Annotated in this window: 14 protein-coding genes; 8 read left to right on the top strand and 6 right to left on the bottom strand. The window is 69.2% G+C overall.

Annotated features, from left to right (window positions below):
• Positions 1-20: 20 nt before the first annotated feature.
• The 5 genes from JOE67_RS12680 to JOE67_RS12660 all read right to left on the bottom strand — a co-directional run bounded on the left by JOE67_RS12680 (position 21) and on the right by JOE67_RS12660 (position 5,118).
• Positions 21-458, bottom strand: coding sequence for an AAA family ATPase (locus JOE67_RS12680; protein ID WP_204975903.1), 438 nt, complete (start codon positions 456-458; stop codon positions 21-23).
• 24 nt (positions 459-482) lie between these two features.
• Positions 483-917, bottom strand: coding sequence for a hypothetical protein (locus tag JOE67_RS12675; RefSeq protein WP_204975902.1), 435 nt, complete (start codon positions 915-917; stop codon positions 483-485).
• 123 nt (positions 918-1,040) lie between these two features.
• Entirely contained in the window at positions 1,041-2,543 is a 1,503-nt protein-coding gene (locus JOE67_RS12670) for an HNH endonuclease signature motif containing protein (protein WP_204975901.1), read from the bottom strand.
• Between the two features lie 103 nt (positions 2,544-2,646).
• A complete protein-coding gene (locus JOE67_RS12665) occupies positions 2,647-2,973 on the bottom strand; it encodes a hypothetical protein (RefSeq protein WP_204975900.1) in 327 nt (108 codons plus the stop codon).
• Between the two features lie 15 nt (positions 2,974-2,988).
• Positions 2,989-5,118 (bottom strand): RecQ family ATP-dependent DNA helicase, encoded by a 2,130-nt coding sequence (locus tag JOE67_RS12660; RefSeq protein WP_204975899.1) that lies wholly within the window; start codon positions 5,116-5,118, stop codon positions 2,989-2,991.
• Between the two features lie 77 nt (positions 5,119-5,195).
• Here JOE67_RS12660 and JOE67_RS12655 point away from each other — a divergent pair, with 77 nt between their 5' ends.
• The 8 genes from JOE67_RS12655 to JOE67_RS12620 all read left to right on the top strand — a co-directional run bounded on the left by JOE67_RS12655 (position 5,196) and on the right by JOE67_RS12620 (position 11,794).
• On the top strand, positions 5,196-5,615 hold the full coding sequence (locus JOE67_RS12655; RefSeq protein ID WP_204975898.1) for a pilus assembly protein CpaE: 420 nt from the start codon (positions 5,196-5,198) through the stop codon (positions 5,613-5,615).
• Between the two features lie 69 nt (positions 5,616-5,684).
• Complete coding sequence (gene paaA / locus JOE67_RS12650) at positions 5,685-6,665, top strand: 1,2-phenylacetyl-CoA epoxidase subunit PaaA (protein WP_204975897.1); 981 nt, start codon at positions 5,685-5,687, stop codon at positions 6,663-6,665.
• Positions 6,665-6,955 carry a 1,2-phenylacetyl-CoA epoxidase subunit PaaB gene (gene paaB / locus JOE67_RS12645; protein ID WP_204975896.1) on the top strand — a complete coding sequence of 97 codons (291 nt, stop codon included), beginning with the start codon at positions 6,665-6,667 and terminating at the stop codon, positions 6,953-6,955. Before paaA ends, paaB begins: the two co-directional genes overlap by 1 nt.
• Entirely contained in the window at positions 6,952-7,767 is an 816-nt protein-coding gene (paaC, locus tag JOE67_RS12640) for a 1,2-phenylacetyl-CoA epoxidase subunit PaaC (RefSeq protein WP_204975895.1), read from the top strand. Before paaB ends, paaC begins: the two co-directional genes overlap by 4 nt.
• Positions 7,761-8,261, top strand: a complete 501-nt coding sequence (gene paaD, locus JOE67_RS12635; RefSeq protein WP_204975894.1) for a 1,2-phenylacetyl-CoA epoxidase subunit PaaD — start codon at positions 7,761-7,763, stop codon at positions 8,259-8,261. The genes paaC and paaD overlap by 7 nt, the downstream gene beginning before the upstream one ends.
• A 14-nt stretch (positions 8,262-8,275) precedes the next feature.
• Entirely contained in the window at positions 8,276-9,424 is a 1,149-nt protein-coding gene (gene paaE, locus JOE67_RS12630) for a 1,2-phenylacetyl-CoA epoxidase subunit PaaE (protein ID WP_204977018.1), read from the top strand.
• 18 nt (positions 9,425-9,442) lie between these two features.
• Positions 9,443-10,213 carry an enoyl-CoA hydratase/isomerase family protein gene (locus tag JOE67_RS12625; RefSeq protein ID WP_204975893.1) on the top strand — a complete coding sequence of 257 codons (771 nt, stop codon included), beginning with the start codon at positions 9,443-9,445 and terminating at the stop codon, positions 10,211-10,213.
• A 57-nt stretch (positions 10,214-10,270) separates the two neighbouring features.
• Positions 10,271-11,794: an ATP-dependent DNA ligase gene (locus tag JOE67_RS12620; protein WP_204975892.1), complete on the top strand. Its 1,524-nt coding sequence runs from the start codon at positions 10,271-10,273 to the stop codon at positions 11,792-11,794.
• A 6-nt stretch (positions 11,795-11,800) separates the two neighbouring features.
• Here JOE67_RS12620 and JOE67_RS12615 read toward each other — a convergent pair whose 3' ends face one another.
• A complete protein-coding gene (locus JOE67_RS12615; RefSeq protein WP_204975891.1) occupies positions 11,801-12,310 on the bottom strand; it encodes a phosphoribosyltransferase family protein in 510 nt (169 codons plus the stop codon).
• Positions 12,311-12,378 lie beyond the last annotated feature (68 nt).

Here is a 12,378-nt window from a genome sequence, read left to right as displayed (position 1 = left end):
CCCATCGCCGGGGCGCACCTTCACAAGCTTTCGATGGCGTCGGCGAGCTGCCCGACCGAGAGCCGAGCATCGAGTTCAGCGGTTGCCCCGCGTCGCAGAAGGGGTTCGACTTCGATCACCAGAGAGCGGATCTGCTGTTGCTGCTCTGGCGATTGCCCGTAGGGGTTGCTGGCTCTGCGTCGCACCCGTTCGATCAGCACTTCAACGGGCGCGCTGAGCAGCACTACATGCTCGAAGCTGTCGTAGAACCGGCCCTGATTCTCGCTGGCCCCTGACACGACGATGTCGAGCTCTCGCGCCAGCAGATCACGCATTCGAGCCTCATCCCACTCACCGCCATCGCCGTCGGTCCAGCCGTCGTAGTCGGTGTCGACCGTTCGCCACCCTCGCTGTTCGAGTTCGGCGAGCACGCTGGACTTGCCTGCACCCGACATTCCGGTGATGAGAATCCGCGGCATCCCGACACTCTACTTCGAGCGACCTCAGCTGGGCCGGTCGCACTCGCTCGTGGACTGCAACGTGATCCGTGCCTCTCCGCTGGCCGCGCTGGCCGTGATGTCGATGATGGCTAGATCGTCGGCCACTAACCGGACGCTGAGATTCTCGCGAGAATCGAGTGCTCTGATGCGCATCGTCCAGCCGTCCGTCTCGGGAAACACCTCGTCGAGGCTCGCCACCCAGGCCACGCGATCGAGGTCGCCGTCGATGTGGAGGCTTCGCCGGACCGAGGCTCGATCGCCGAGATCATCCAGTGGACAGGGCTTCTCCGCGATGTCTTCCGAACGCTCGAGGATGGCGTCCGCAGGCAGCGACCCTTCGATCCGGTCGAAGTAGGACTCGATCTTCGATGCGGCCGCTCCCACACTCGCTGGACGCGGATCGGGCAAGGAGAGGGTCACGATCCACATCGCCACCATGAGCACGCCGACCCCGACCGTCATCAGAAGCAGCTGCCTGGCGGAACTGCGTCGTGATCGATTCGGCATCACGTGATGGTATCCGCCCTCAGCACGCGTCTGTCGTGCGCGTGCCTGCGAGAGCTATCGCTGGAGCACCGCGCTGCGGTTCCGCTCCCGCTTCTGCTCCCGCTTCTGCTTCCGCTTCCGCTTCCGCTCAAGACCGGAGAGCTGCGGCGTGCGCCATCTCTGCTCCGTGTCCCACCAGGCGGGGCCGCGGATCTGCGGCAACCCGCCGTCCGTGCGGATCTCCCACCCCGACTGACCGAGAGACCGGTGATGCCACCAGCAGAGCGGCACGCCGTTGTCGGTGTGGGTGGGGCCGCCTCGGGCATGCTCGGTCACATGGTGGATCTCGCACCAGGTCGCCGGAACATGACATCCGGGGATCAGGCACTCCTTGTCTCGGGCCACGATCGCACGTCTCTGGTGCACAGTGAAGACCCGATCGGTGGTCGTGATCCCGACGATGCGACCTTCGTCGAAGAGAACTCGCTGAACTGCTCCGGTGCATGCTGTGTGAGTCGCGACGTGCAGCGGGACGGCTGCCTCGGCGTGGGGCAGCGTCGCCCAGCCGGTGCCGGCTGCGAGGTCAGAAGCGTCGACGTGCACCACGAGGGTCGGGGCCGCACCTCCGAGCGACGGCATATCGCTGTGTCGGGCAGCGATACCCAGCGCCGCGGCGAACGCATCGTGTCGCTTCTGCGCGGAGGTGCGCGGGTCGATCACGTTTCGCGGGTCGCAGTTGAACAGGTCGCCGTCGTCGGCATCGGCGTCGGCATCGGCATCGGCATCGGCATCGGCGGGATCGAGAGTGAAGCGGACCCCGGCGTCGGGTGCGCCGCCCACCTTCGGGTTGTTGTACGCGTCTTCGATGAGCTTCCACTGGGCAGCGACCTCGGGTGTGAGGCTTCCGCGCAACGGGTGCACACCGTCGCGCAGCCGCCCGACCGTGATCGATCGGCGTGCCTGAGCCTGCTCATCCGCCGGCTCCGCGCCGTCAGGGTCGAGTGCGATCGCAAGGGCGGCCGCGAACTGCGTGAGGTCTTCCGCCGACGCCCGCGGAGCCCGACCCCGACCATCTTCATCGGCATCCGGGAGCTCGTCGCCGCGCGCGAACGCCGCGAGGTTCTCGTCCGCCCAGACCCGCTGCTCCGCTGTGATGCGATCGCGCGCGCGGTCGAAAGGCGCGACGGCGTTCAGCAGCCCGGCGACACCGACGGCTCCGTCGAGCAGAGCCTCGCGCATGGCGGGCCAGCGGGCCGGCATGCGCTCTCCCGAGACGAGACTCGTCTCGCGCTGCACGGCCTCTGCCGCGCGTACGATCCGCGCCGCCGCGGACGCCTCGACGAGCACGGTACGTCGAAGCATCTCGTTCATGCCACGGCATCCGAACCGGTGTCCGAACTCGGCATCTGCCGTGGCGATGGTCTCGACGACGCCGGCGTCCGCCAGCCGCGACACCTCGCCCAGCCCGGCGAGCACCTCCGCGCGCCCCGCGTCAGACAACTCCGCGAGAGCATCGCCGCACAGCAGTTCGCGCAGGTCGACGGCGACCTGCGCGAGAGCGTCGGCGGGGCTGTTCATACCTCCATCCTGGCGAGCGTCACCGACATCGATGCGCGCGTTTGCCCCGGTCAAGACCCCTTTCGGGGCGATCTGGGACCCCGATGACCGGCGCGCTTCCGGGTCAAGGGCGGACGGGAACAACCGCGACGAAAAGCGCCACGACGAGAACCGCCCCTGCGCCGACCACAACCCGCACCGCGCGCCGGTCGCCTTGGCCCGCCGGTCCACCGCCCCAGACCATCAGAGCCGACACCAGCGCCCAGAGGGCCACTCCCAGGGCGCCGAGGGTGAGGCCGATGACGCGCTCCGAATCGTCCGAATCGGGGTACTCAGCGATCGTGAATCCGGATCCGGCCCAGCTGAGTCCGGATGCCGCGAGCATCATGACGCCCAAGAATCCGACGAGGGTCAGGGCGATGGCCGCGACGACCGCGCTGCTGGTGCGCATCTCAGCCTGTCCGCCTCAGCCGCGCAGCGCCAGGACGAACGGCAGCACCTCGGTCGCGCCGGCCCGCCGCAGTTCGCGCGCAGCCACGGTGAGGGTCCACCGGCTGTCGGCCTGATCGTCGACGAGCAGCACCGGCCCTTCGGGGATCGACAGCCCGTCTGCGGTGAAGCGGTCCCACAGCCCGCCGAGGCGGAACACGCTGTTGCCGCCCGGCCCACCGCTCGGTCCGCCGTTCGCGAAATCGAGCGCGCCGATGTACGGCAGCCGTCCGATGCCGGCGATGCCGCGGGCCAGCGAGTCGACCAGCAGCGGCTTCGAGCGCGACGGCATGGCGACGACGGCCACCGGCCGACGCTCCCAGCCCCACCCTGCGAGCACGCGCACGCACGCGTCGAGCACCTGAGGGGTGACCTCGGCGTCCGGCGCACCGGCGGCGAAGATCTGCCGCAGCGTGCCTCCCCAGCCGAGATCGGTGAGGCGCGCCAGCGCCCGCCCCTCCCCTGCCTGCTCGTCGGCGGGAATCCGCCCCTTCACGGGCACGCCGACGCGATCTCCGCCTGTCGGCCACTGCCTGCGCGCTTCGATCGGCACGCCGACACGGTCGAGAGCCCCCGACGCCGCAGCTCCGGCATCCGAGCCGATCTCGGTCGGGAACCAGACGCCGGCGCAGTTGTCGCACCGCCCGCACGGGGCCGCGGTCGCGTCGTCGAGCGAACGCTGCAGGAACTCCATGCGGCAGCGGTCGGTCTGCTGGTAGTCGAGCATGTGCTGCTGCTCGGCGACGCGCTCCGCGGCGATCCTCTCGTAGCGCTCAGCGTCGTACACCCACGGTTCACCGGTGGCGACCCATCCGCCCTGCACGCGGCGCACCGCACCGTCGACGTCGAGCACCTTCAGCAGCAGCTCGAGCGGGGTGCGGCGGATGTCGACGATCGCCTCGAGCGCCGGGGTCGAGAGCGGCTGATCACCCAGCGCCGCGATGACGCGCTCCGCCCGCTCACGGTCGGGCATCGACGCGGTGGCGAAGTAGTGCCAGATGTCGCGATCCTCCGGCCCCGGCAGCAGCAGCACGTCTGCGCTGTCGCTGGCTCGCCCGGCACGACCGACCTGCTGGTAGTACGCGACCGGTGACGACGGTGCTCCGAGGTGCACGACGAAGCCGAGGTCGGGCTTGTCGAACCCCATGCCGAGCGCGCTGGTCGCGACGAGGGCCTTGACCTCGTTGCGCTTGAGCATGCCTTCAGACTCCTCGCGCTCCTCGGCGTCGGTCTGGCCTGTGTACGCACGCACCTCGTGTCCGTGCTCGCGCAGCAGCCTGGCGGTGTCGACGGCCGCCGACACCGTCAGCGCGTAGATGATGCCAGAGCCGGGCAGATCGTTCAGGTAACTCAGCAGCCAGGCGAGCCGCTGCGCGGAGCCCGGCAGCTGCAGCACCCCCAGGCGGAGAGATGCCCTGGCCAGCGGCCCGCGGATGGTCAGCACTCCGGCATCCGGATCCCCGGCATCCGCCGCCGTGCCCGTTCCGCCCAGCTGCTCGGCCACATCCGCGACGACCCGGCTGTTGGCGGTAGCCGTGGTCGCGAGCACGGGCACGCCCGGCGGCATCTCGGCGATCAGCTCGCGCAGCCGGCGGTAATCCGGCCGGAAGTCGTGGCCCCAGTCGCTGATGCAGTGCGCCTCGTCGACCACGAGCATGCCGATCCGGCGCACCAGCGCGGGCAGCTGGTTCTCGCGGAACGCCGGGTTGTTGAGCCGTTCCGGAGAGACGAGCAGCACATCGACCTCGTCCCGGTCGAGCCTCGCGATCACGTCGGCCCACTCGTGGGCGTTGGTCGAGTTGATGGCGACGGCGCGCACACCAGCGCGCTCGGCCGCGGCGATCTGGTCGCGCATGAGCGCGAGCAGCGGAGAGACCAGCACCGTCGGCCCCGCGCCCTGCCGGCGCAGCAGCAGAGTCGCGACGAAGTACACCGCCGACTTTCCCCATCCGGTGCGCTGCACCACGAGCGCCCGACGACGGCCGGCGACAAGCGCTTCGATCGCCTCGAACTGCCCGTCGTGGAACACGGCATCCGGTCGCCCGACCAGATCACGCAGCGCGGCGAGCGCGGCATCCCGAACGTCGGTCGAGGTGGCAGAGGTCATGCATCCACTCTGCCTCACGTCGCCGACACCGTCGCCGACACCGTCCCCGTCGCACACGAGTCGCCTACCGTAGAGGCATGATCAGCCGTGAACTGGCCGTCGCCCTGCGTGATGCCGGCCTGACCTGGCATCCGCGCAGCGGCGACCGCTTCGCACTCGATCTCCCTGAGGAGATCGAGCTCGAGGCCGAAGCGGAGATCTTCACCGTCAGCGAGATGACGATCGAGGCGCGCACGACGCCGTCGGGAACCGATCTCGCGTTCAACGGGACCACCGAATGGGCGCTCGATGCCGTGCAGCTGTCGCAGGCCGTCTGGCTTCCCCGAGAGGATCAGCTGCGCGAGCTGCTGCGTGGCACGTTCCGGATGCTGACGCGCCTGCCCGACGCCTTCGTCGTCGAGATCGAGATCGCCGGTGAGCGAATGCGATTCGAGCATCCCGAACCGGCCGAGGCCTACGGACAGGCCCTTCTCGCCCTGCTGCGCCGCGCTCGCTGACGATCGTCTTGATCGTCCGGCCGCAGCGTGCGAGAATTACCGTACGATCGGTCAGTAAAGGAGTCGACGATGACCAGCCCCGCAGATCTCACGCTCGTCGAGGGCGACGTCTCAGACGCCGAGCGGCGCTTCGACGAGCTCGTCGAGAACGAGCAGCGCATCGAGCCCCGCGACTGGATGCCCGACGCCTACCGCAAGACGCTGATCCGGCAGATCTCGCAGCACGCGCACTCCGAGATCATCGGCATGCAGCCCGAGGGCAACTGGATCACCCGCGCTCCGAGCCTCAAGCGCAAGGCGATCCTGATGGCCAAGGTGCAGGATGAGGCCGGTCATGGGCTCTACCTCTACTCCGCAGCCCAGACCCTCGGCATCAGCCGCGATGAGATGATGCGGCAGCTCATCGACGGCAAGGCCAAGTACTCGTCGATCTTCAACTACCCGACCCCCACCTGGGCCGACATGGGAGCGATCGGCTGGCTGGTCGACGGTGCCGCGATCGTCAACCAGGTTCCGCTCTGCCGCGCCTCGTACGGTCCGTACGGACGCGCGATGGTGCGCATCTGCAAGGAGGAGTCGTTCCACCAGCGGCAGGGATTCGAGATCCTGCTGAGCCTGATGCAGGGCACCGAGGAGCAGCGCGAGATGGCGCAGGACGCCGTGAACCGCTGGTACTGGCCCAGCCTGGCGATGTTCGGCCCGCCCGATGACCAGTCCCCGAATTCCGCGCAGTCGATGAAGTGGAAGATCAAGCGCTTCTCGAACGATGCCCTGCGCCAGCGCTTCGTCGGCATGCTCGTGCCGCAGGCCGAGATCCTCGGGATCACCCTGCCCGATCCCGACTTGAAGTGGAACGACGAGACCCAGCGGTACGACATGGGCGAGATCGACTGGGACGAGTTCTTCGAGGTGCTGAAGGGCAACGGCCCGTGCAATGCCGAGCGTCTCGAGCGGCGCCGCACCGCACACGAAGAAGGTGCATGGGTGCGCGAGGCCGCGGCCGCGTACGCCCGCAAGCAGGCCGCGCGAGCAGATGGGCAGGTGGCGTGATGTCAGAGACGAGCGAATGGCCTCTCTGGGAGGTCTTCGTCCGCGCCAACCGCGGCCTCAGCCACGTCCACGTCGGCTCGCTCGTGGCTCCGGATGCCGAGATGGCGGTCCGCAACGCACGCGACCTCTACACGCGGCGCGGCGAGGGGGTGTCGATCTGGGTGGTCCCGGCCGACGCGATCACCACCAGCGACCCGGATGCCAAGGATGCCTACTTCGAGACCTCAGAGGGCAAGAACTACCGGCACGCGGTCTACTACACCGCCTCCGAGGGGGTGCCGCACCTATGAGCCATGACGTCCATGTCTCCGTCGAGGAGCTGCGCCTCTCCGACGAGCTCGCCGGCGGCGAGGGCCGCGCCCCGTCGGCCGATGCCGCCGAGTACGCGCTGTGGCTGGGCGACGACGCTCTGATCCTCTCTCAGCAGCTCGCCGGCTGGATCTCGCGCGCTCCCGAGCTCGAAGAGGACGTCGCGCTCGGCAACATCGCGCTCGACCTGCTCGGCCACGCGCGGTCGCTGCTGCGCTACGCCGGCACATGGGACGACCGCAGCGAAGACGATCTGGCGTACTTCCGCGACGAACCCGATTTCCGCTGCGCGTGGATCGTGCAGCAGCCGAACGGCGACTTCGCGCAGACCATCGCGCGTCAGCTGATCGCGTCGACGTACATGTACGAGCTGTACTCCGTTCTGCGCACGTCGACCGACGAGACCTTCGCCGCGATCGCCGCCAAGTCGCTGAAAGAGGTCGACTACCACCGCGACCACGCCGTGCAGTGGGTGCTGCGCCTGGCCGGCGGCACCGAGCTCTCTCGCGAGAAGATGATCCGTGCGCTCGGCGACGTCTGGCCCTACGTCGACGAGCTGTTCCGCGACGAGCCGCTCATCGACCGGCTCGAGGGCGTTGCCGCGCGCCCGTCGATGCTGCGCGCAGGGTTCGACGCCGTCATCCAGACCGTGCTCGCCGAGGCCGACCTCGAGGTTCCGGCTGCCAAGGCGTCCCGCGCCGGTGGCCGCCACGGCTCGCACGCGACCCCGTTCGGCCACCTGCTGGCCGAGATGCAGGTGCTCGCCAGAAGGCATCCGGGGGCGACATGGTGACCTCGGCCCCCACTCGGCTGGCACGCGCTCGCGAGATCGCGGCGCGCGTGGCGGATCCCGAGATCCCCGTGCTCACGATCGACGACCTCGGGGTGCTGCGCGACGTGCGGGCCGACGAGGAGCGGATCGTCGTCGACATCACCCCGACCTACTCCGGATGCCCGGCGATGGACGCCATCCGCGATGACATCGTGCTCGCGCTGACGGCTGAGGGCTTCGCCGACGTAGAGGTGCGACTCGTGCTCTCTCCCGCGTGGACCACCGACTGGATGAGCGACGACGGCAAGCGCAAGCTGGTCGAGTACGGCATCGCGCCTCCGTCCGGCGCGGCTGCTCACCGGGAGGGGCCGATTCGGCTCGCCCTGGCGGTGAAGTGCCCCCGCTGCGGGTCGCTCGACACCCGGGAGATCTCGCGCTTCGGCTCGACGTCGTGCAAGTCGCTGTTCGAGTGCCGCGTCTGCCTCGAACCCTTCGACCACTTCAAGGTGATCTGATGTCGCTGTTCCGGATGCCGGCAGCCCCCGTCAGCGCGGACGCCGCACCTCACCCGGCGGGCGACCGTCATCATGCGCGATTTCACACCCTCACGGTCTCGGAGGTTCGACGGCTCACCGACGACGCCATCGAGGTGAGCTTCACGGTGCCGGCGGACCTCGCCGATGAGTACGCCTATCTGCCTGGCCAGTACGTCGCGCTGCGGGCGCGCCTCGACGACGTCGAGGTGCGCCGCTCGTACTCCCTCTGCCGTCCGCCGACCGCCGTGCGCGACGGCGCCACGAGCCTCAGCCTCGCGGTCAAGCGCGATGAGGGCGGCCTGTTCTCGACCTGGGCGCAGACGGGGCTGACGCCCGGGTTCGAGATCGATGTGATGAGCCCGCAGGGCACTTTCACCTCGGGCCTCGAAGAACTCGAGGGAACGCACGTCGTCGGCATCGCCGCCGGCTCGGGCATCACGCCCATGATGGCGCTCGCCCGCACCCTTCTCACGGCATCCGACAGCACGCGCTTCACCCTGCTGTACACGAACAGGTCGACCAGCGACGTCATGTTCCTCGAAGACCTCGCCGACCTGAAAGACCGCTACCCGACCCGGCTCGTGCTGCATCATGTGCTCTCGCGCGAGCAGCGCACCGCACCCGTGCTGTCCGGCCGGATCGACGAGCAGCGACTGCGCACCATCTTCGGCTCGCTGATCCTGCCCGAGACCGTCGACGAGTGGTTCCTGTGCGGCCCCTTCGCGCTCGTCGATCTGTGCCGCGAGGTGCTCGCCGATCTCGGCGTGCCGCGCGAGCACGTGCGCTTCGAACTGTTCACCACCGGTGACGCTCCCGCCGAGCGCGGCCCCCGCCGGGTCGAGGTGCGTGCAGGAGAGAAGGCGTATCGCATCGAGGTCAACCTCGACGGCGTCTCGTCGACCGTGGAGAGCCCGGTCGACGCGCACGAGTCGGTGCTGAATGCGGCTCTGCGCGTGCGTCCCGACGCTCCCTTCGCCTGCTCCGGAGGTGTCTGCGGCACGTGTCGGGCACGTGTGCTCGAGGGCAGCGTGACGATGACCGAGAACTACGCGCTCGAACCGGACGAGATCGAGCGCGGCTACGTGCTCACCTGCCAATCCCACCCCACCAGCGACCGCATCGTCGTCGACTACGACGTCTGACCCGACTCAGGAGCAGCCATGATCGACATCCGCATCGCCGACGACATCGCGCACATCACCCTGAACGCGCCCGAGCGCCTCAATGCGCTCGACGAGCAGGCGCTGCACGGGCTGCATGCCGCGTACGACGAGGCGGAGCGCGCCGGAGTGCGCGCGCTTCTGCTGCGCGGCGAGGGCCGGGCGTTCTGCGCGGGGCGCGACATCTCCGGCGTCGATCCGCGCGACGACGATGTGATGGGCTACCTCGGCGGCATCGTGACACCGCTGCTCAAGCGCATGGCCGCCTTCCCTGCGCCGACCTTCGCCGTCGCGCACGGCGCGTGCCTGGGCGTCGGCCTCGGCCTGCTGATCGCGAGCGACGTGGTCTACGTCGCCGAGTCCGCGAAGATCGGCTCGCCCTTCGCTGCGCTCGGAGCCACGCTCGACTCCGGCGGTCATGCCCTGTTCGCCGACCGTCTCGGTGCGCACAAGACCCTCGATCTGATCTACACGGGCCGGCTCATGTCGGGCGCCGAGGCCGTGGCATCCGGTCTCTTCTCCCGTGTCTTCCCCGACGACGAGGTGCGGACGGCGGCCGAGGATGCCGTCCGCGCGGCCTCCCGCGGTGCGACCGCGGCGTTTCTAGCGAGCAAGCGGCTGATCGCCCGCATGCGCGACGAGCGCCTGGCCCTGTGGGAATCCGTCGACATCGAGAACGCCGCGCAGGCCACGCTCTGCGACACCGACGACTACCGCGAGGGCTTCGCCGCGTTCCAGCAGAAGCGCAGACCGGAGTTCCACGGTCGCTGAGCCCACGCCGGCGCAACCCCCTGGGTCGATGTCCGGGGCTGGTGACAGGATGCAGAGATGATGCTCTCCGAGCTGGTCACCACCGCCGAACAGGTCGCTGCGACGTCATCCCGGCTCGCGAAGATCGACGCCCTCGCCGGGCTGCTCTCGTCGGCGCATCCCGACGAGATCCGCCCGCTGATCGGACTGCTGCTCGCCGCGCCGCGGCAGGGCAGGCTGGGCGTGGGCTGGCGCACGCTCGCCGGTCTCGAGTCGTCTCACGCCGACGCTCCTTCGCTCACGATCGCCGAGGTGGATCAGGCGCTGGATGCCCTGGCCGGTGCTTCCGGAACCGGCTCCGCCGCCGCACGTCAGAGGCTGCTGCAGGGTCTGGCTTCGCAGGCGACACCCGCGGAGTGGGACCTGCTGACGCGCGCGATGATGGGCGAGCTGCGCACCGGTGCGCTCGGCGGCGTGATGCTCGACGCGATCGCCCGCGCGTCCGACCGCCCGGTCACGTCCGTGCGGCGCGCGGCGATGCTCTCCGGCGACCTCGGCGAGACCGCCGTGATCGCCCTGACCCGAGACGAGGACGACCTCGACGACGTCGGGCTGGCGGTCGGACGCCCCGTGATGCCCATGCTCGCATCGACCGCCGCCACCCCGACGGCAGCCCTGGAGATCACGGGCAGGGCGTCGGTGGAGTACAAGCTCGACGGCGCACGCATCCAGGTGCACCGTCACGGCGACGAGGTGGGTGTCTACACCCGGAGCCTCGCCGACGTGACGCACCGGGTTCCCGAGCTCGTCGAGATCGTGCGCTCCCTTCCCGCCGACGACATCATCCTCGACGGCGAGACGCTGGCGCTCGACGAAGACGGCGCACCCAGGCCGTTCCAGGAGACGATGTCGCGCTTCGGGGCCGACGTCGCACGCGAAGTGGCGCTGCGCCCCTGGTTCTTCGACATCCTCCACGTCGACGGCCGCGATCTCATCGACGAGCCCCTCAGCGTGCGGCTGGCGGAGCTCGAACGCATCGCCGGCGAGTGGCGCATGCCCGGAATCGTGACCGACGATGCCGATGAAGCCGAACGGCTGTCGCGCAAGGCGCTCGCCGCCGGTCATGAGGGAGTGCTGGTCAAGGCGCTGGAATCGACCTACACGGCCGGGCGCCGCGGCAAGTCGTGGGTGAAGGTGAAACCGGTGCTCACCTACGACCTCGTCGTGCTCGGCGTCGAATGGGGCTCGGGCCGGCGCACGGGGATGCTGTCGAACCTGCACCTCGGCGCACGCGACCCCGAGGGCGAGTACGGAGACCAGGGCGATTTCGTCATGGTCGGCAAGACGTTCAAGGGGCTCACCGACGAGCTGCTTCGGTGGCAGACCGAGATCTTCCCCGCCCTCGAGACGCGACGCACGCAGAGCACGGTCTTCGTGCGACCCGAGGTGGTGGTCGAGATAGCGATCGACGGCGTGCAGCGCTCGCCCCGCTACCCCGGCGGCATCGCACTCCGATTCGCGCGGGTGAAGGGCTACCGGCACGACAAGCCGGCGGCAGAGGCAGACACGATCCAGTCGCTCAGGGCCCTGCTGCGCGGCTGACCGGGCTCAGGCGCTCGGCGGCAGCCCCTGGTCCTCCTCGACCACCGTGCCCTTGAACGACCACGGGAAGTTGATCCACCGGTCGGTGTCCTTCCAGGCGTAGTCGGGCTGGATGATGGTCGACGGCTTCGTGTAGATGGTGACCGAGCGCACATCGGCGCCCTTCTCCTTGAGCAGCTGCACGGCGAGCGCCAGGGTGCGCCCGGAATCGGCGACGTCGTCGACGAGAAGGACGCGACGGCCGTTCAGGTACTCCATATCGAGCTCGGGTGGCAGCACCTCCGGTGCGTCGAGCACGGTGCCGATGCCGGTGTAGAACTCCATGTTGATCGCACCGCAGTTCTTCACACCCAGTCCGTAGGCGATGGCACCGGCGGGCAGCAGACCGCCGCGGGCGATCGCGACGACCACCTCCGGCACGAAGCCGCTGTCGATGATGTCTCGAGCGAGATCGCGTGTGGCGTCGCCGAATCCGTCCCAGGTGAGCGTCTCGCGCTCGATCAGTGCCTCAGTCACCGTCCCATTCTGTTACATGAATGGCATACCAGGGGAACGGATTCCGCCCCTCTTCAGCTCGAATGGGG

This window comes from Microbacterium esteraromaticum, from assembly GCF_016907315.1.
In the GTDB taxonomy this organism is placed as follows: Bacteria; Actinomycetota; Actinomycetes; order Actinomycetales; family Microbacteriaceae; genus Microbacterium; species Microbacterium esteraromaticum.
This window is presented reverse-complemented; position numbering and strand designations above follow the sequence as displayed.